The following is a 17,586-nucleotide window of genomic DNA, read 5'->3' as shown; positions in this document are numbered from 1 at the left end:
GCGCGGCGCCCCGCGGGTGGGGGGGCGGGGGGCCGGCGCGGACCATTACCGGCGGTCGGTTTTTACCACACCCCCCGGGTTGGGGGGGCCCCCCGGCCCGCCCCCCCCCGACGCATGTCCGAGGGACTACCAGCGGTCGCGGTGCACGACCTCGGAGACCGGGCGGCGGCGCACCGGGCCGAAGTTGCCCAGCGGCCAGCCCACGGGTATTGCGGCGAAGGTCCGCATGCCGTCGGGGATGCCGAGGACGTCCTTGAACTCCTGCTCCAGCATCAGGTGCCAGATGGTGATGTTCGCGGCGAGGCCGAGGCCCCGGGCGGCGAGCAGCAGGTTCTGCACACCGGGGTACACGCAGGAGCCCTCGGCGAGCGCCTGGAAGCGCTCCTGCGTCTCCATCAGGGTCTGCGTGGCGGCCGGGCCGAGGGACTGCGCGGAGGCGAGGTAGCCCTCCTCGGTCACGCGCGGCTCGGGGAACTGGTAACAGGGGATGATCAGCACCGGGGTGTCGGCGAAGTGGTCGCGCTGGTACTCGATGGCGGCGACCATCCGGCCGTAGGCGGCCTCGTCCATGCCCTCGGGGGCCAGGGCGCCGGTGGTGGCGAGGTAGGCGTCGACCACGCGCTTCCACAGCGGTGCGAGGCGGGCCATGACCTCCCGGTCGGTGACGACGACGTACTCGAAGCGCTGCATGTTGCCGCCGCTGGGGCCCCACACGGCCGCCTGAACGAGCTGCTCGACCAGGTCCTCGGAGACCGGGTCGGGCTTGATGCGGCGCATGGCGCGCATCGTGGACATCGTGTCGAAGAGGGCGGGTTCGGTGATCTTGCCGGTGAGTTCGCTCATGATCGCGGAGTGTAGACGTAGCCGTCGGCCGGGCGGGAGGCGGTCCGCGCTCCTCGATTCCGGTCGTCCGCAGGCCCCCTGACTCGGGTTCAGGTCAGGGGGCCCACCGGCTGCGGAGCCGGTCGTGCGGCAGGGGCGGTCAGCCGAAGGGGATCACGACGGTCGAAGTCGCCGTGCCCGTCTGCAGCTTGGCGGTGCCGTTGCCGATCGCGCTCCAGACCTCGAGTCTGACGGTGCCGTTGCGGAGGTTGCCGAGGGTGCCGGTGGAGGACTTCAGACCGCGGCTCTGGTTGTACTCCTCCCAGCCGTTCACCGGGTCGGTGGCGAAGTAGTGGTAGGTCTCCGTCCGGTCGAAGGTGCCGTCACCGGTCAGGTCGTAGCTGATCCTGGCCTGCTGGCCGAGGCCGACGTTCGTGCCGGCGTCGAGCTGCAGCTTGAAGGCGGTGGACACCCCCGACTTGAGCGTGCCGTTGACGCCCCGGACCTGGTACACGAGCGGCTGGTTCGGGGTGCCGTCGTGGTTGGCGCCGCCGGCGGAGGCGATGGTGTCGGCCGCCGCCGTGCCGCCGGTCGCGGTGGTCAGGGTGCCGCCGGTGCGGAGCTGGAAGGTGTTGCCCGTGGTCGGCGGGTCGGGGTCGGGGTCGGGGTCCGGTCCGGTCACCGTGCCGTTGCCGGTCGCGGAGGAGCGGGCCGGGACGCTGAGCTTGCCGCCGTCGGAGAAGGTGACGGTGACGGCGGAGGAGCCGTAGTTGTGCGCGGCGTAGGTGCGGACCGTGCCCTTGGTGAAGACCGCCGAGGTCGGCAGGTCGCCGGTGACCGTCGCGTCGGGTGCTCCGAGCGCGTCGAGGGTGTTGATCCAGTGGTAGGTGTGCGCCTTCGACTCGCCCTGCTCGGGGGTGTACCCGGCGTGGCCGGCGTCCCAGCGGGCCTTGGCCGGACCGGGGTCGGCGAGGGCCTGGAACTCCCAGAGGATGTCGCGCCATTCGACCGGCGGTCCGGGGTTGTTGCGCTCCAGCTCGGCGAGGTTGCGCCGGATGGCGGCCTTCTCCCGGGCCAGGTGGAGCGAACCACCGGTCACCGGAAGGACGTTGATGCCGTGGATCTCCTCCGGGTTGGCCGTCCACCAGGTGGAGTAGGCGCCGCCGCTGCCCCACACCATGCCGACCGTGTCGTGCCCGAACGAGCCGGGGAAGACGGCCTCGTCGGCGTCGAACCAGTACTGGGCGATGGCCTCCGACTCGGTGGTCAGCAGGTACGAGCCGAGGTCGCGCAGCTCGGTGTTGCCGGTCGCCGCGCCCCAGAGGATCAGACCGGCGCTGAGGTTGGTCGACTCCGAGGACGACTCCTGGTTGTTGCCCGCCGCGAAGCCCTGGTGGCCCGAGGCCCAGCTGTGTCCGGCGTAGACGTCGAAGCCGCGCAGGAAGGGGAAGGCGCTGTCGGTGCGGCTGGGGTTGGCGGCGTCCTTGATCAGCGTCTTGACCATGCCGCCCCACTGCGCGTCGGCGGCCCAGGCCTGGTCGTACTGGGCGACGATCGCGGCGGCGTAGACGTAGTAGCTGTAGTGGAAGTGGTGGTCGTTCAGCTCGGCGTCGCTGCCGTACGAGGCCGGGTAGCCGATCAGGGTCTTCCAGTCCTTGTCGTAGCTGAACTGGGAGGCGCCGCCCGCCGTGAACCACTCCTGGAGCCGGCCCTTGAGCAGGCCGAGCATCTTGTCCCGGGACCCGGTCTCGCCGATCTGGTCGGCGATGGGTACCAGTTGGGCGAGTCGGCCCAGCGCCTTGCCGGTCCAGTAGGTGTCGACGGCACCGGAGAACGGGTCGCTCGCGTTCGCGGCCTCGTCGATGTAGCCCTTGAGCCGGGCCCGGTCGACGGCCGAGGTCTTCGGCAGGGCGGGGAGGACCGCGGAGGCCTTCTGGCTGGTGGTGAACGAGGTGCCCTCGCGGACCTTCATCGTGCCGCGCGGCGAGACGTAGGTGTACGACGTGAGCGGGCTGCTCGTGTGCAGCCACTGGTGCCGGTAGAGCGCCTGGAGGGTGCCGGTCTCCGAGCCCTCCTGGGCCTGGGTGGTCAGGGCGTAGGTGGCGCCCACGTTCCCGCCGCCGGTGTTCCAGGTGACCTTGGAGCCGGTGACGAAGCTGAACGCGTACTTCTTGTACGTGGCCAGGGCGTCGGTGGACGGCAGGACCGCGAGGGAGAAGTAGTCCTTGGAACCGAGGCCGGCGGTGATCGAGGAGCCGGAGACGTTCCAGTCGGCGCCGCTCGGCGCGAAGAGCGCGTAGTGGTGGCCGGCGACGGTGATGCCGAGGACGTTGCCCTGGTCGGAGAACACGGTCGGCGCGCTCGCCGTGGTGACGCTGGCCGCGCCGCCGGTGCCCTTGGCGTACACGAACGGCAGGCCGTGGCCGATCGTGGTGCGCAGGGTGCGGGTGCCGTCGGACCAGTACGGCGTGACCGTCCAGTCCGACCAGCTGTCGGCCTTGGTGTCGGCGGAGTTGAGGCCGCTGAGGCCGAGGGTGAGGTCGGCCTTGTGGGCGTACTCGTACTGGCGGCCGTCGCCGACGATCGCCGGCGAGGTCGGGTAGCCGACCTCCAGACCGCCCCGGACCGCCTGGTAGGTGAGCGGGTGGCCGTACATCGGGGTCGACCACGGGTTGTCGCCGTAGCGCTGGAAGGCCAGCGACGACCACCAGTCGTTGGTCGGCACCGGCTTGTCCTTGGCGGCCGCCGTCAGCTTGGGGGTGACCGGGGCGCCGGTGTTGGTGGTCGGGCCGACGGTCCCCGCGGGCCGGGTGTCGGCGTAGCTGCCGGCGCCGACGGGGATGGTGGCGGCCGCCGCCGGGGTGGCCGTGACGACCAGTCCGGAGGCGGCGAGGGCGGAGGCCAGCAGCAGGGCCGCGGCTGGTCTGGAACGGGAGGCAGACATCTTCGACACCTCGGAGGGGGGTGAGGGAGCACGCCGTGAGAGCGCTCTCAATTGCGGGTGAACGTAAAACTTGTGAAACATCCTCGTCAATACATGTGACAGGAAAGGCCGTTGGAGGATTTACCGCGGGCCCGGCGCGTTCACCTCTTGACGGGACGGCCGGACTCGGCTCGCGCCTGCCTCCGGAGCGTTAACGTCGGAGGCATGACACGGAGCACGCCGTTCACCGAGGCGCTCGCGGCGGGTCCGGTCCTGCTCGACGGCGGCCTGTCCGGGCAGCTCAGCGCGCTGGGCGAGGACCTGGGCGACGCGCTGTGGACGGCGCGCGTACTCGCCGACCGGCCGGAGGCGCTCGTCGCGGCGCACCGCGCCTTCTTCGCGGCGGGGGCTCGAGTGGCCACCACGGCGAGCTATCAGGCCACCTTCGAGGGGTTCGCCCGGCGCGGCGTCGGCCGCCGCGCGGCCGCCGGACTGCTGCGCGCGAGCGTCGCCGCGGCCCGCGAGGCGGCCGCCACGGCCCCCGGCGACGGCCTGCCGCGATGGGTGGCGGCCTCGGTGGGGCCGTACGGGGCCATGCTGGCCGACGGCTCGGAGTACCGGGGCCGGTACGGGCTCGGGGTGCCGGAGCTGGAGCGGTTCCACCGGCCGCGGATCGAGGCGCTGGCCGAGGCCGCGCCCGACGTGCTGGCCCTGGAGACGGTGCCGGACGCGGACGAGGCGCGCGCCCTGCTGCGGGCGGTGTCCGGCTGCGGGGTGCCCGCCTGGCTGTCGTACAGCGTCGCGGGCGGTCGTACGCGGGCCGGGCAGCCGCTGGCGGAGGCGTTCGCGCTCGCCGCCGACGTCGAGGAGGTGGTCGCGGTGGGAGTCAACTGCTGCCGTCCCGAGGACGCGGGTCCGGCGGTGGAGCTCGCCGCGCGGGTCACCGGGAAGCCGGTCGTCGTGTACCCGAACAGCGGGGAGGTCTGGGACGTGGCGGCCGGGGCCTGGACGGGGCGGGCGACCTTCGCCGCGGAGCGGGTCACCGGGTGGGTGGAGGCCGGTGCGCGGCTCGTCGGCGGCTGCTGCCGGGTGGGCCCCGACACGATCGCCGACCTGCGGGAACGGCTCGCCGGACGGTGACTGTCAGTGGCGCGGTGCACACTGATCCGTAACCGTTCGACGAGGACAGGAAGGTGATCGGTCATGGCCGAGGTACTGCTCGCGGTGGGCACCCGCAAGGGGCTCTTCATCGGGCGTCGGAGCGGCGGAGGGTGGGCGTTCGACGGCCCGCACTTCCGGTCGGAGGCGATCTACTCGGTCGCGGTCGACACCCGGGATCCGGCGCCGCGGTTGCTCGTCGGAGGGGACAGCGCGCACTGGGGCCCCTCGGTGTTCCACTCCGACGACCTGGGGCGGACCTGGGTCGAGCCGGAGAAGCCGGCCGTGAGGTTCCCCAAGGACACCGGCGCGTCCCTGGAGCGGGTGTGGCAGCTCCACCCGGCCGCCGCCGAACCCGGCGTGGTCTACGCGGGCACCGAGCCGGCGGCGCTGTGGCGTTCGGAGGACCGGGGCGAGTCCTTCGAGCTGGTCCGTCCGCTGTGGGAGCACCCCACCCGGTCGCAGTGGGTGCCGGGCGGCGGCGGTGAGGGACTGCACACGATCCTCACCGACGCGCGCGACCCCGACGCGCTGCTCGTCGCGGTGTCGACGGCCGGGGTGTTCCGGTCCGGGGACGGGGGCGCGAGCTGGAAGCCCTCCAACAGCGGCGTGCAGGCCTCGTTCCTGCCGGATCCGGACCCGGAGTTCGGCCAGTGCGTCCACAAGGTCGCGCGGGACGCGGCCGACCCCGACCGGCTCTACCTGCAGAACCACTGGGGCGTCTACCGCAGCGACGACGGCGGCTCGAAGTGGACGGACATCGGCGCGGCCCTCCCCTCGGACTTCGGCTTCTCCGTCGTCGCCCACCCCCACCGGGCCGGCACCGCCTACCTCTTCCCGATCACCGCGGACTCCGACCGCGTCCCCGCGGAGAACCGCTGCCGGGTGTTCCGCACCACCGACGCGGGCGGCAGCTGGGAGCCGCTGAGCACCGGCCTGCCGGAACAGGCGCACTACGGCACCGTGCTGCGCGACGCGATGTCCACCGACCAGGGGGATCCGGCCGGTGTGTACTTCGGCAACCGCAACGGCGAGGTGTTCGCGAGCGCCGACGACGGGGACAGCTGGAGCATGATCGCCTCGCACCTACCCGACGTGCTCGTGGTGCGGGCCGCCTCGCTAGAGTGACGCCCCGTGGCACGACCGTTGACAGACATCATGGACGCCGGCTGGGCGTCGGCCCTCGAACCGGCCGCGGGGCGCATCGCGGCGATGGGTGACTTCCTGCGGGCGGAGATCGCCGCGGGCCGGACCTATCTGCCCTCCGGGGCGAACGTCCTGCGCGCCTTCCAGCAACCCTTCGACGACGTCAGGGTCCTGATCGTGGGACAGGACCCCTACCCGACCCCGGGGCACGCGGTGGGGCTCTCGTTCTCCGTCGCCCCGGACGTCCGGCCGCTGCCGGCCAGCCTGGAGAACATCTACCGCGAGCTGCACACCGACCTCGGCCTGCCGAGGCCGTCGAACGGCGACCTGACGCCGTGGACGCGGCAGGGGGTGCTGCTGCTCAACCGGGCGCTGACGACGGCCCCGCGCAAGCCGGCGGCGCACCGCGGCAAGGGCTGGGAGGAGGTCACCGAGCAGGCGATCCGGGCGCTGGTCGGCCGGGGCAGACCGCTGGTGTCCGTGCTGTGGGGGCGGGACGCCCGGAACCTGCGGCCGCTGCTCGGCGACCTGCCGGCGGTGGAGTCCGTGCACCCCTCGCCGTATTCGGCCGACAACGGCTTCTTCGGATCACGGCCGTTCAGCCGCGTCAACGACCTGCTGGAGCGTCAGGGGGCCGCCCCGGTCGACTGGCGGCTGCCGTGACGGGGCGTCAGAACCTGGTGCTCGGGGTCGACTCGGGCGGATCGGGGTTGCGGGTCGCGCTCGCCGACCCGTCCGCGGACGGCACCGCCACGGGCCCCGCGGCCGGCCCCTACCGCCGGCTCGCGGAGGCGGCGTCGCGCGAACCGGTCCGTACGGGCGCGGGCGGGATCGACGCCGGGCACTTCCTGGAGCAACTCCTGCCGATGGCCGACCGGTTGCTGCGGGAGGCGGACGCGGGACCCGTCGCCGCGGTGGCTGTGGGCGCGGCCGGGATGGCGACCCTGGGCGACGAGTTGCGGGCCGTCCTGCCCGGCGCGCTCGCCGAGGCGCTGGGCGTGCGGCGGCTGGCACTGGCCGCCGACGCCGTCACGGCGTACGCCGGGGCGCTCGGCGCCCGCCCGGGGGCGGTCGTCGCCGCCGGGACCGGACTGATCGCGCTCGGCACCGACCTGCGGAGCTGGCGGCGCGCGGACGGCTGGGGCCATCTGCTCGGCGACTGCGGCAGCGGGGCCTGGATCGGCCGGGCGGGCCTTGAGGCCGCCCTGCGGGCGCACGACGGCCGACGCGGCGGCTCGCAGCCGCTGCTGGCACGGGCCGAAGCGGCCCTGGGGCCGGCCGCGGAGCTCCCGGGGCGGGTGTACCCGCGGACCGACCGGCCCGCCGTGCTGGCCTCGTTCGCGCCGGAGGTCGCCCGCTGCGCCGCCGACGGCGACCCCGTGGCGACCGGCATCCTGCGCGACGCCGCCCGCCACATCGCCGAGGCGGCGGCCGCCGTCGCCCCGCCGGCGGCGGCCGGCCCGTGTGAAGTGGCGCTGACCGGCGGGCTCGTGCGCATGGGGGAGGTCCTGCTCGCCCCGCTGGCCGAAGAGCTGACGGAGCGACTCCCGCACGCCGTCGTGGTCCCGGCCGCGGGCGATCCGCTCGACGGGGCCCTCGTCGTGGCCGGATCCCTGGCCACGGGCGCTCCCGGACTGCCGTCCGATCCACGGCTTCTGCAGGTCACGGCGGGTAGGACGGGCACGGAAGGGTGAACACCCGCACAGCTGAACCGACATAACCGGACAGATACCGCTGACCTGGGCCCTCCCCGAACGGAACCGCGGGGGAAGCCAGTAGCATGCCGGGCCATGAGCACCCCCAATGGGCCCGCTTCCGGCCTGCCTGTACGAATGCCACGACCCCGCCAGCCCGGACGCCACCGGCGGCCGGAACCCGCGGTGGCCCCCGAGGGTGCGCCCGCGCTGGTTCTCGCCGTTCCCGGAACGCCCGGCCCTGCCGTGCGGTCCCTCGCCGAGGAGATCGTCAGCATCGCCCGCTCCGAGCTGCCGGGACTGGACGCCCGGATCGGCTACCTCGACAGCGAGGACGAGGAGTACCCGACCCTCACGGCCGTGCTCGCGCACGCCGCCCAGGAGCGCACGGCCCGCTTCGAGCAGGCCCGCGCCGCCGGCCAGGAGGTCGCGGAGCCCGACGGCCCGGTCGGCGTGGTCGTCCCGCTGCTCGCGGGCCCCGACAACGCCCTGATGCGCCGCATCCGGCAGGCCGTCAACGACAGCCGCGCCGCAGCCGAGCTGACGGACGTCCTCGGCCCGCACCCGCTGCTCGCCGAGGCGCTGCACGTGCGGCTGTCGGAGGCGGGCCTGGCCCGCGCCGACCGGGCCCGGCTGTTCACGGTGGCGACCGCCGCCGACGGCATCATCCTGGCGACCATCGGCGGCGAGGAGGCAGTGCAGGCCGCGGGGATCACCGGCATGCTGCTCGCCGCCCGCCTCGCCGTGCCGGTGATGGCCGCCGCGCTCGACCAGGAGGGCGCCGTCGCCGCGATCGCCGAGCAGCTGCGCGGCTCGGGCTCCACCCAGCTCGCGCTGGCGCCGTACCTGATCGGCCCGGAGGCCGAGGAGGGCCTGCTCGAACTGGCCGTCAAGGAGGCGAACTGCTCCGCCGCCGAGGCGCTGGGCGCCTACCCGGCGATCGGCAAGCTGGCGCTCTCGGCGTACGCCACGACGCTGGGCATCGCCCGCGAGCCGCAGGGCGCGCCGGTCCGCTGAACCGTCCGCGAGGGGCCCGCTCCGATCCGGGAGCGGGCCCCTCGTGCGCACGGTCCGCAGGTCAGCCGAACACCACGCAGGAGGCGGCGGGTACGGGCACGGAGCCGCCGTGGCGCGGGATGCCGGTCTCGGCGTCGAGGGTGAACCAGGTGACGTCGCCGGAGTGCTCGTTGGCCGCGTAGAGGTGGCGCCCGTCGGGGCCGAGGGCCAGGTCGCGGGGCCAGTGGCCGCCGCAGGAGACGGTGGTGACCAGCCGCGCGCCCGCGCCGGAGCCGTCGAGGGCGAGGACGGAGATCAGGTCGGAACCGCGGGTGGCCACCCAGGCGAACCGGCCGTCGGGGGCGACGACGACCTCCGAGCCGTGGGCCGTCGCCTCGTTCTCCAGCAGGCGGGTCTCCCCCAGCGGCTCGAGGGCGCCCGCCTCGGCGTCCCAGCGGCAGACGGTGAGGGTGGGCGCGAGCTCGTTGACGACGTAGGCGTGGCGTCCGTCGGGGTGGAAGGCGAGGTGGCGGGGGCCGCTGCCGGGGCGCAGGGCGGTCTCGGCGCGGATCGCGAGCTCGCCCTTCTCCAGCGCGCAGACCCGGACGGAGTCGGTGCCGAGGTCGACGCTGAGCACCCAGCGGCCGCTCGGGTCGGGGAGCACCTGGTGGGCGTGCGGCCCCTGCTGGCGCTCCTGGTTCGGCCCGCTGCCCCGGTGCTGGAGCACACGGGGCGCCGGGGTCAAAGAGCCGTCCGGGGCAAGCGGGAGCGCGGTGACGCTGCCGGAGGCGTAGTTGGCGGTGAGGACGTGTCCGCCCGCGACGGAGAGGTGGGTGGGGCCGGCGCCCTCGACGGGGACGGCCGCCCCGAGGAGTTCGGGCCGCTCCCCCGCCGTCCGCAGGGCGGCGGCCGCGCCCCGGTCGGTCTCGCTGACGGCGTAGAGGACGGCGCCGTCCGGGGAGAGGGCGAGGAAGGAGGGGTTGTCGACCGCGTCGGTGGCGTCCAGGACGGTGAGCGCGCCCGTGTCCGGGGCGACGGCGGCGGTGGTGATCCCGCGGCCGCCCGCTGCTGTGAAGGATCCGATGTATGCCCGCATGGCGAGCACCGTAGTCCGTGCCGCGAGGTCTAGACCAGACCGGCTCCCCGGGCGCGGGCCCTTGCCTCCGCGTCGAGGACGAAGCCGGGCCGTTCGGCCGTGCTGGGGTAGGTGCGGTGGAAGACCGGGGTCGCCGAGCCGGAGATCGGCGGCACGATCCACGACCAGTCCGCGCCGACGGCCCGCCCCCTGGCCTGCTCGCGGTCGACGTGGGCGAGGAAGCGGCGCGACTCGGTGTGGTGGTCGGCCACGGTGACGCCGGCCCGGTCGTAGGAGTGCAGGACGGCCCGGTTGAGCTCGACGAGCGCGCGGTCCTTCCACAGCGAGCGGTCATCGCCGGTGTCGAGGCCGAGCCGGGCGGCGACGGCCGGCAGGAGGTCGTAGCGGTCGGTGTCGGCGAGGTTGCGCGCGCCGATCTCGGTGCCGAGGTACCAGCCGTTGAAGGGGGCGGCGGGGTAGCGGACGCCGCCGATCTCCAGGCACATGCCGGAGAGCGCGGGGACGGCGTGCCAGCGCAGGCCGAGGGAGGTCCAGTCGTCGTCCGGGTGGAGGATGTCGACCTCCAGGACGGCGTCGGCCGGCAGGTCGAAGAGGCGGGGCTTGTCGTCACGGCCCTGGACCACCAGCGGCAGGACGTCGAAGGGGGTGCCGGGGCCGCCGGACCAGCCGAGCCGGCGGGCCAGCGCGGTGATGCCGAGGTTGCGCGGGTCGCCGAGGACGCCCCCGCCCGGCCGCGGGTGGCCCGCGTACCGGACGAGCTGCTCGTTCCAGATCCGCGGGCCGGGGCGGCCGGGCGTGTCGGGGGCGAAGACGGAGATCAGCGGGCGGATGCGGCCGCCGCCGGTGGCGTGGCGCAGGTGGTCCACGCAGGCGTCGGCGACCGACTCGGCGTCGCCGAGGTAGCGCAGGTCGCGGACGGCGAGGGAGCGCCAGTAGAGCCGGCCGATGCAGCGGTTGCTGTTGCGCCAGGCGACGCGGGCGCCGAAGACGAGCTCCCGCGGGGTGTGCCGGTAGGTGCCGGTGGCGTCGATCTCGTCGCGGACCTCGCGCAGCCGGGCCGCCAGGTCGCCGGGGCGCTCCTCGGCGTGGTGGAGCCGCAGGAACTCCTCGGCCGCCGCGAGGACCGGGCCAGGCGACGGCGCGGCGGCGACGGCCGCGTGCGGACCGGCCGGTCCGGGAGGGGCGTCGGCACGGGGCCCAGCGGGCGGTTCGTGATCGGCGTCGGCCCGGGGCCCGGCGGGCGGCTCGGGAAGGGCGTCGGCCCGGGGCCCAGCGGGCGGTACGGGAGGGGCGTCGGCACGGGGCCCGGCGGGCGGCTCGTGGTCGGCGTCGGCACGGGGCCCGGCGGGCGGTACGGGAGGGGCGTCGGCACGGGCACGGGCGGCGGGCTCGGGAGGGCGCGGGGGCCTGGGGAGGGCGGGCGCCGCGGGCCACGGGGCCGGTCCGCGGCCGTCCTCCGCCGGGCCCGGCCCGTCCGGCCGGGCGGGCGGGACGGTCTCGCCGGAGCGGTCGGGCGGCGCGGGGGTCCGCCGGCCCTTCGGGCGGGCGGCCGCGGCGACGGGTATCCGTTCGGAGGCGGCTCCGGCGAGCCGGGCCAGGATCTTGCGCACGACGTGGACTCCCGTGACGGCTCGGCCGCCCGGGCCGCTCCCGTGCGGCCCGGACCGGTGACCGTATGGTGGTCGCGCGTCACGCTTCGCGAGGGGTGAACGGGGCGGCCCGTCCGGTGCGCCGGGCCTCGGGCTCCGGCCGGTCGGCCTCCGGCGCAGGTCAGAGCCGGTCGGGTCAGACGCCGGCGAGGGGGGAGCGTGGGGGGCTCTTGAGGGGCGCGGCGAGCTGGGCGAGCGCCCTCTCCAGCCCGTCGAGGTGGGCGAGCGCGGGCTCGGCCCCGGGGTGGTGCGCGGGTACGACCTCCGCGCGCTCGCTCGCGCCGACCGGCGTCAGCGCCTCGACGGCCGCCTCCACGCGCCAGCAGGCGGCGGCGAGGCGCGCGTCGTGGGAGGCGTCGGGATCGGCGGCGACGGACGCGAGGCCGCGCAGCTCGTGGGCGCAGTCGTCGAGCAGGGCGAGGACCTGGCGGGCACGAGCCTTGCGGGCGCGCAGCGGGCTCAGCGGGTGCACCAGCGGCGCGACCGAGAGCCGGACCCGCCCGAGCAGCGCCTCCAGCTCGGCGACGCGCGGCGCCGGGTCGGCGCTGCCGTCGCCCGCGAGGCGCCGGGCGGCCTCGGCGGTGCAGGCGTGCACGCAGCGCAGCGCCCGCTCGATCCAGGCGTGCGTGGTGGCGTGGGTGGTGACCGGCAGGACGACCGCGACGGCGAGCGCGGCGCCCGCCGCACCGACGGCGGTCTCGGCGAACCGCAGCGCGAGCAGCGTCGCGTCGAGCACCCCGAGGAGCCCGTAGAGCAGCCCGGCCATGATCGTCACGAAGAACATCATCCAGCTGTACGAGACGGCCGCGGTGTAGAAGATCCCGAAGACGCAGACGGCGACGAGGGCGGCGGTGGGCGCCGGTGCGCCGTCCAGGGGCAGCGCGAGCAGCAGTCCGGCCGCGATGCCGGCGACGGTGCCGAGCACCCGGCGGAAGCCGCGGACCAGGGTCTCGCCGCGGGACGCGGTGTTGACGAAGATCCACCAGGCGGTGCCGACGGCCCAGTACCAGCGGTCCACCGAGAGCACCTGGCCGAGCGCGAGCGCGACGGCGCAGGCGGCGGTGACCTGCAGGGCCTGCCGGGTGGTGGCGCGGGCGAGCCCCCGCCCGGCCGGCGGGGCGATCACGGCCGGGAGCGCGGCGCGGCGCTCGTAGCACCAGGCGCCGAAGCGGACGGCCGACGACGCGGCCAGGGCCAGCGCGACCGCCCCGTACAGCTGGGGCAGCTGGGCGGGCGCGGTGTGCAGGAACTGGGTGACGAAGAACATCATGAAGCCGAAGATGCCGAGCGCGTGCCCGCGCGGCCCCCACCGGCGGGCGTAGGCGCCGGCGAGCACCACGAGGAGGAACACGCCGTCGCGGGCGAGCGGGTGGTCGTGAAGAAGCGCGGCGACGGCGAGGACCGGGAAGCCGGCCAGCGGGAGCAGCGCGGTGGTGAGCGCCTGCGCGCGGACGGTGGCGTCGGCGACGGTGAACAGCGCGAGCAGCGCGGCGAGGCCCGCGGTGACGGCGGCGGTCAGCGACGACGTCACCCCGCCCGCCAGGAGCACCGCGAGGCTGATCCCCGCGACGGCCCTGGTGGCGCTGCGCAGCCGCATCCGCCCCGGGTCCGGAGCCGACACCATCCCGACGATCCCGAGCACCTGCCCGCCCTCTCGCACTGGTCGTGGAAGGCCGGGGGCGGATCCGCGTCCCGGCACACGAAAGGCGCCGCGGGGTTCCGCAGCGCCATCGACGGCACCATGAGAGCATTCGCGCCACCGTTGGCTCAACCGGATCTTCCACAGGTGGGCCATCGGCCCACTCAAGGGCCGCTCATGACGTCCAGGGGCGTGCCAACGGATCAGCGCGTAAGGTCGGGGCCGCGGCGTCCCGGACCGGGGCGCCGGGCGCGCGCGGAGGGCGGACGACCATGGCGGTGGACGAGCTGGACACCCGCATCCTGCGGCTCCTGATCGAGGAGCCGCGCACCAGCGTGCGGGAGAGCGCGCGGCAGCTGGGGGTGGCCCGCGGGACGCTCCAGGCGCGGCTCGACCGGCTGGAGCGGGACGGGGTGATCACGGGGAGCGGGCCGGTCCTCTCCCCCGCCGCGCTGGGCCACCCGGTGCTCGCCTTCGTGCACATCGAGGTGACGCAGGGGCATCTCGACGAGGTGGGCGACGCGCTCGCCGCCGTGCCCGAGATCGTCGAGGTCTTCTCGATCACCGGCGGCGGTGACCTGCTCACCCGGGTGGTGGCGCGGGACAACGGTCATCTGGAGGACGTCATCCAGCGGCTGATCCAGCTGCCGGGCGTCGTGCGCACCCGCACGGAGGTGGTGCTGCGGGAGCGGGTGAAGCACCGGATGCTGCCGTTGGTGGAGGCGGTGGGCCGGGCGGCGAAGGGGCGGCGGTAACCGGGGCCCGCGGGGTCAGGGGCGGCGTCGGGGCTTGCCCGAGCGGCCGGACTTCCCGGGCTGGGGGCGGCCGCCCTTGCCCTTGGCGGCGGGCTTGCCGCCGGACCTGCTCGCGGAGGGCTTCCCCCCGGCCGGCTTGCCTCCGCCGGGCTTGCCTCCGGTCGGCTTGCGGGGTGCGGCGCCCTTCGTCTTCTCCGCGGGTTCCTGGGCCCGTCCGCGGGAGCTGTTGACGGTCCGGCCCCGTACCACCCCGATGAAGTCCTCGACCTGGTCCGTGGTGGCCGCCTCGGGCCAGGACAGGGCGACCCGCGAGACGGGGGCGTCGGCGACCGGGCGGTAGGTGAGGTCCTTGCGGTGGTGCAGCCGGGCCAGCGACTGCGGGACGACCAGGACGCCGACGCCGGCCGCGACCAGCTCGATCGCGTCGCCGGTCGTGGCCGGCCGTTCGTTCGCCGCCCGGCCGGGGAGGCCGCCGTCCCAGGCGAGGGTGTCGTCCAGCGGGTGCAGCACCAGCTCGTCGGCCAGGTCGGCGAGGGCGACCTCCTCGGCGGCGCTCAGGAGGTGGTCCTTGGGGATCACGACGACCGTCGTCTCGGTCCACAGCGGGATGGCGCTCAGGTCGTCGCCGTCGACCGGCATCCGCACGAAGCCCGCGTCCGCCTCCCCGGCCCGCAGGACGCCGTAGGCCTCGGCGGGCCCGGTCTGGACGAGGGTGAGGGGGATGCCGGGGTAGCGCTCGGTCCAGATCCGCACCCACTTGGTGGGGGTGACCCCGGGGACGTACGCGAGGCGGAACAGCGGAGGCGTCTTCGAACCTGTCACCGGGCCAGGTTAGTCGCGTGGTCGGCGGGGTCGCACACGCTGGCTACCCTTGACCCATGAACGCGCACCAGTCCACCCAGGCCATGAAGCCCGCGACCGCGGCGAAGAAGCTGGGTGTGTACCTCCAGGCCACGCCCGCCGAGTTCCAGGAGGGCGTCGTCACGCGCGCCGAGCTGGCCGCCCTGCAGAACGACCCGCCGCAGTGGCTCACCGAGCTGCGCGCCGCCGGGCCGCACCCGCGCCCGGTGGTCGCCTCCAAGCTCGGCGTCTCCATCGCCGGTCTCGCGCGCGGCGGGGTGACGGAGCCGCTGACCACCGAGCAGATCGAGGCGCTGAAGCAGGAGGCGCCCGAGTGGCTGGTGAAGGAGCGCGCCACCCAGGCCGACGTGCGCAAGGAGAACGTGCGGATCAAGGCGAAGCACGCGGAGGAGCGGGAGCGGTCGGAGGGCCCGCGCGCCTGAGCCACTGCCCAGGGACCGGCCGGCGGTCCCTCTGGCGAGCGGATGAGCCTGTGACCTGCGCTCACAGGATGAACGCCTGACTGGTTGCGGCCGGGGGGCGGTTGAAGGATGTCCGGGCCGGGCGGCCCCGACCTCCGCAGGAGCCGCACCCCGCCGCCCGGTCCCGAGGCCGGCGGCACCGCCGGCGCCGGGCGCGGCTCCGCCGACGCCTGACAAGGTGGTGATCCGTGTGGGCAGCATCTCCGATCCCCCCACCGGACCGGAATCCGCGACCGCCCCCTCAGCCGGCCCGCCCCCGGCCCCGGGTCCGAAGGCCCCGTCGGAGGGTTTCGACCGGCTGCGCTACGCGGGCGTGTTCACCCTCCTCTTCCTGTTCGGCACCGAGACCTTCCTCGTCTCCCCGCTGCTGCCGACCATCTCCGACGACATCGGCGTCAGCGAGGCCGCCGCAGCCTCCAGCGTGACCGCCTACGTCCTCGCGTACGCGATCGCCGCGCCCTTCCTGGGGCTGGCGAGCGACCGGTTCGGGCGGCGGCGGGCACTCGTCGTCGGCACGGTGCTGTTCGTGCTCTCGAACGCGGCCGCCGCGCTGTCGACGGGGCTCGCCCTGCTCGTCGTCTCCCGCGCGGTCGCCGGGCTCGCGGCGGCGGCCGCCGGGCCCGCGATCTGGGCGCACATCGCGGAGACCACGTCCGACAAGGTGCGCGGGCGGGCGCTCGGGCTCGGCATGGCGCTCTTCTCCTGCGGCCAGGTGGTCGGGGTGCCGCTCGGCGGGTTCCTCGCCGGACTCGCGGGCTGGCGCTCGGCGTTCTGGGCGCTGGCGATCGGCACCGCGCTCGCGATTCCGCTGCTCCTGCGGCAGGTGGGGCGCACGGCCGCGCAGGGGGTGGCGGTCGGCGCGGTCAAGGGCGTGCTGGCCGGCTGGCGGGTGCCCGTGCTGCGGGACGCGCTGCTGGTCAACACGGCGTTCCACGGCGCGAACCTCGGCGCGTACACCTTCCTCGGCGCGCTGCTCGTGCACCGCTTCGACCTGTCGGTGGAGCAGCTCGGCCTGGTGGGCGTCGTGGTCGGCGCCGGCAGCGTGGCCGGTTCGCTGCTCGGCGGGCGGCTCGGCGACCGGGCCAGGGCGGCCGGGCGCGACGACATCCCGCTGCTGCCGGTGTGGGGCGTGCTGCTCGCGCTCGGCGTCGTGCTCGCGGCGGTCGGCCCCGGGCTGCCGCTCGCGCTGGTCGGCGTCGCGCTGTGGTTCGTGGCGAGCGGCGGCTTCGTGACCGACCAGCAGACGCTGGCGGGGACGGCCGCCCCCGAGCTGCGCGCCACGTCCAGCGCGTGGCTGACGTCGACGATGTACGCGGGCACGGGGCTCGGCGCGTGGGCGGTGGGCGCGTTCACCGGTGTCACGGCCGGCACCCTCGTGGTGGGCACCGGCCTCGCGCTGGCCGCCGCGTTCGGCGCGCTGCTGCTCGGGGCGCGGCTGCGGCGGACGTCCGGGGCGGACCCGGTCAGCCCGCCCGCAGCCCGGGCGTAGCGTCCGCCACGGCCCGCAGGGTGCCGCCGCCGAGGTCCGCCATCAGGGCGCGGTCCTCGGCGGTGCGCGGGGTGAAGAGCAGGACGAGGGCCGAGGGGTCGTCAACCGGGTGGAAGGAGGACAGCGCGAGCTCGATGCGCTGACCTTCGACCGGTTCGACGGTGACGGTGCGGGCGGTCAGCTCGGCGACCGAGTGGCAGCCCCACCAGTGGCTCAACTCCGGCACGTCCGCCGAGAGATGGCCGTAGACCTCGCTGGTGCGGGGGTCGCCGACGGCGGATCCCGCCTGGGCGCGGAAGTGCTGGAAGACGTTCATCGCGAGCGGCTCCCAGTCGTGGAGCACCGTGCGCAGCCGGCGGTCGGCGGCCATGAGCCACATCAGGTTTCGGCGCTCGGCGGGGACCGCCTCGGGTGCGCCCCACAGCGCGCTCCAGGGGGTGTTCCAGCCGAGTAGGTCGAAGTACCGGTCGAGCAGCACCGCGGGGCTCGCCGGCCAGGCGTCGAGGACCGGCTGGACGGCGGCGGCGAGCGCGCTGCGGCCGTCCCCCTCGGCGGCGACCGGCTCGTGGTAGCCGGCCAGCCGCATCGCGTGGCGCAGGCCCGCCGCATCCAGCCGCAGGGCCCGCGCGACGGCCTCCAGGACCTGCCGGGAGGCGGTCACGCGGCCCTGTTCGAGCCAGGTGTACCAGGCGAGCCCGACGCCGGACAGGGAGGCGACCTCCTCGCGCCGCAGCCCGGGGGTGCGGCGCCGGGCGGTCGCCGTGAGGCCGACGTCCGCGGGCTTGAGCAGCTCGCGGTGGGCCCGCAGGAACGCCCCGAGTTCCGGTCCGGTGTGGGGAGTTGACATGGGCGGCTCCTCGGCCTGCGGGCGGCTGACGTGGCGGGTCCAGACTACGG

15 protein-coding genes are annotated in these 17,586 nt (G+C 75.3%); 8 read left to right on the top strand and 7 right to left on the bottom strand.

Going from position 1 to position 17,586, the window contains the following annotated elements:
- Positions 1 to 126: 126 nt before the first annotated feature.
- The gene (locus tag ACFWEG_RS06940) at positions 127 to 843 is read right to left on the bottom strand and encodes a nitroreductase family protein (RefSeq protein WP_387210030.1); all 717 of its coding nucleotides are present in this window, start codon (positions 841 to 843) and stop codon (positions 127 to 129) included.
- A 139-nt stretch (positions 844 to 982) separates the two neighbouring features.
- Complete coding sequence (locus ACFWEG_RS06935; RefSeq protein ID WP_387210028.1) at positions 983 to 3,766, bottom strand: glycosyl hydrolase; 2,784 nt, start codon at positions 3,764 to 3,766, stop codon at positions 983 to 985.
- A gap of 204 nt (positions 3,767 to 3,970) precedes the next feature.
- Between ACFWEG_RS06935 and mmuM the strand changes: the two genes are divergently transcribed.
- The 5 genes from mmuM to ACFWEG_RS06910 all read left to right on the top strand — a co-directional run bounded on the left by mmuM (position 3,971) and on the right by ACFWEG_RS06910 (position 8,760).
- The gene (mmuM, locus tag ACFWEG_RS06930) at positions 3,971 to 4,885 is read left to right on the top strand and encodes a homocysteine S-methyltransferase (RefSeq protein ID WP_387210026.1); all 915 of its coding nucleotides are present in this window, start codon (positions 3,971 to 3,973) and stop codon (positions 4,883 to 4,885) included.
- A gap of 63 nt (positions 4,886 to 4,948) precedes the next feature.
- Entirely contained in the window at positions 4,949 to 6,031 is a 1,083-nt protein-coding gene (locus ACFWEG_RS06925) for a WD40/YVTN/BNR-like repeat-containing protein (protein ID WP_387210024.1), read from the top strand.
- A gap of 30 nt (positions 6,032 to 6,061) precedes the next feature.
- Positions 6,062 to 6,712, top strand: a complete 651-nt coding sequence (locus tag ACFWEG_RS06920; protein WP_387210096.1) for a uracil-DNA glycosylase — start codon at positions 6,062 to 6,064, stop codon at positions 6,710 to 6,712.
- On the top strand, positions 6,709 to 7,743 hold the full coding sequence (locus ACFWEG_RS06915; RefSeq protein ID WP_387210022.1) for an N-acetylglucosamine kinase: 1,035 nt from the start codon (positions 6,709 to 6,711) through the stop codon (positions 7,741 to 7,743). The genes ACFWEG_RS06920 and ACFWEG_RS06915 overlap by 4 nt, the downstream gene beginning before the upstream one ends.
- A 96-nt stretch (positions 7,744 to 7,839) precedes the next feature.
- The gene (locus ACFWEG_RS06910) at positions 7,840 to 8,760 is read left to right on the top strand and encodes a sirohydrochlorin chelatase (protein WP_387210020.1); all 921 of its coding nucleotides are present in this window, start codon (positions 7,840 to 7,842) and stop codon (positions 8,758 to 8,760) included.
- 61 nt (positions 8,761 to 8,821) lie between these two features.
- Here the strand turns inward: ACFWEG_RS06910 and ACFWEG_RS06905 are convergent, their stop codons facing one another.
- The 3 genes from ACFWEG_RS06905 to ACFWEG_RS06895 all read right to left on the bottom strand — a co-directional run bounded on the left by ACFWEG_RS06905 (position 8,822) and on the right by ACFWEG_RS06895 (position 13,108).
- A complete protein-coding gene (locus tag ACFWEG_RS06905; RefSeq protein WP_387210018.1) occupies positions 8,822 to 9,835 on the bottom strand; it encodes a lactonase family protein in 1,014 nt (337 codons plus the stop codon).
- 29 nt (positions 9,836 to 9,864) lie between these two features.
- Complete coding sequence (locus ACFWEG_RS06900; RefSeq protein WP_387210094.1) at positions 9,865 to 10,935, bottom strand: nitric oxide synthase oxygenase; 1,071 nt, start codon at positions 10,933 to 10,935, stop codon at positions 9,865 to 9,867.
- A 685-nt stretch (positions 10,936 to 11,620) separates the two neighbouring features.
- On the bottom strand, positions 11,621 to 13,108 hold the full coding sequence (locus ACFWEG_RS06895) for an FUSC family protein (RefSeq protein ID WP_387210092.1): 1,488 nt from the start codon (positions 13,106 to 13,108) through the stop codon (positions 11,621 to 11,623).
- 287 nt (positions 13,109 to 13,395) lie between these two features.
- Between ACFWEG_RS06895 and ACFWEG_RS06890 the strand changes: the two genes are divergently transcribed.
- The gene (locus ACFWEG_RS06890) at positions 13,396 to 13,878 is read left to right on the top strand and encodes an Lrp/AsnC family transcriptional regulator (RefSeq protein ID WP_387210016.1); all 483 of its coding nucleotides are present in this window, start codon (positions 13,396 to 13,398) and stop codon (positions 13,876 to 13,878) included.
- Positions 13,879 to 13,893: 15 nt separating this feature from the next.
- Here the strand turns inward: ACFWEG_RS06890 and ACFWEG_RS06885 are convergent, their stop codons facing one another.
- Positions 13,894 to 14,700 carry a LysR substrate-binding domain-containing protein gene (locus ACFWEG_RS06885; protein ID WP_387210014.1) on the bottom strand — a complete coding sequence of 269 codons (807 nt, stop codon included), beginning with the start codon at positions 14,698 to 14,700 and terminating at the stop codon, positions 13,894 to 13,896.
- A gap of 56 nt (positions 14,701 to 14,756) precedes the next feature.
- Here ACFWEG_RS06885 and ACFWEG_RS06880 point away from each other — a divergent pair, with 56 nt between their 5' ends.
- Both ACFWEG_RS06880 and ACFWEG_RS06875 read left to right on the top strand, forming a co-directional pair.
- Entirely contained in the window at positions 14,757 to 15,161 is a 405-nt protein-coding gene (locus ACFWEG_RS06880; protein ID WP_387210012.1) for a DUF5997 family protein, read from the top strand.
- Positions 15,162 to 15,390: 229 nt separating this feature from the next.
- Positions 15,391 to 16,689, top strand: coding sequence for an MFS transporter (locus ACFWEG_RS06875; RefSeq protein ID WP_387210010.1), 1,299 nt, complete (start codon positions 15,391 to 15,393; stop codon positions 16,687 to 16,689).
- On the opposite strand, the gene ACFWEG_RS06870 is transcribed toward ACFWEG_RS06875, so the two are convergent.
- Positions 16,664 to 17,536, bottom strand: coding sequence for a helix-turn-helix domain-containing protein (locus ACFWEG_RS06870; protein WP_387210008.1), 873 nt, complete (start codon positions 17,534 to 17,536; stop codon positions 16,664 to 16,666). The genes ACFWEG_RS06875 and ACFWEG_RS06870 overlap by 26 nt on opposite strands.
- Between the last annotated feature and the right edge of the window lie 50 nt (positions 17,537 to 17,586).

Source organism: Streptomyces sp. NPDC060194, from assembly GCF_042728285.1.
GTDB lineage: Bacteria > Actinomycetota > Actinomycetes > Streptomycetales > Streptomycetaceae > Streptomyces.
The sequence above is the reverse complement of the archived record's forward strand: the minus strand, read 5'-3'. Positions and strand labels throughout refer to the sequence as shown.

What these genes read in the sequence shown, in the direction of transcription:
- ACFWEG_RS06910 (WP_387210020.1), top strand. Translation starts at nt 7,840, where the DNA reads ATGAGCACCCCCAATGGGCCCGCTTCCGGCCTGCCTGTACGAATGCCA.
- ACFWEG_RS06895 (WP_387210092.1), bottom strand. Translation starts at nt 13,108, where the DNA reads ATGGTGTCGGCTCCGGACCCGGGGCGGATGCGGCTGCGCAGCGCCACC.
- ACFWEG_RS06940 (WP_387210030.1), bottom strand. Translation starts at nt 843, where the DNA reads ATGAGCGAACTCACCGGCAAGATCACCGAACCCGCCCTCTTCGACACG.
- ACFWEG_RS06880 (WP_387210012.1), top strand. Translation starts at nt 14,757, where the DNA reads ATGAACGCGCACCAGTCCACCCAGGCCATGAAGCCCGCGACCGCGGCG.
- ACFWEG_RS06905 (WP_387210018.1), bottom strand. Translation starts at nt 9,835, where the DNA reads ATGCGGGCATACATCGGATCCTTCACAGCAGCGGGCGGCCGCGGGATC.
- ACFWEG_RS06935 (WP_387210028.1), bottom strand. Translation starts at nt 3,766, where the DNA reads ATGTCTGCCTCCCGTTCCAGACCAGCCGCGGCCCTGCTGCTGGCCTCC.
- ACFWEG_RS06890 (WP_387210016.1), top strand. Translation starts at nt 13,396, where the DNA reads ATGGCGGTGGACGAGCTGGACACCCGCATCCTGCGGCTCCTGATCGAG.
- ACFWEG_RS06870 (WP_387210008.1), bottom strand. Translation starts at nt 17,536, where the DNA reads ATGTCAACTCCCCACACCGGACCGGAACTCGGGGCGTTCCTGCGGGCC.
- mmuM (WP_387210026.1), top strand. Translation starts at nt 3,971, where the DNA reads ATGACACGGAGCACGCCGTTCACCGAGGCGCTCGCGGCGGGTCCGGTC.
- ACFWEG_RS06925 (WP_387210024.1), top strand. Translation starts at nt 4,949, where the DNA reads ATGGCCGAGGTACTGCTCGCGGTGGGCACCCGCAAGGGGCTCTTCATC.
- ACFWEG_RS06920 (WP_387210096.1), top strand. Translation starts at nt 6,062, where the DNA reads ATGGACGCCGGCTGGGCGTCGGCCCTCGAACCGGCCGCGGGGCGCATC.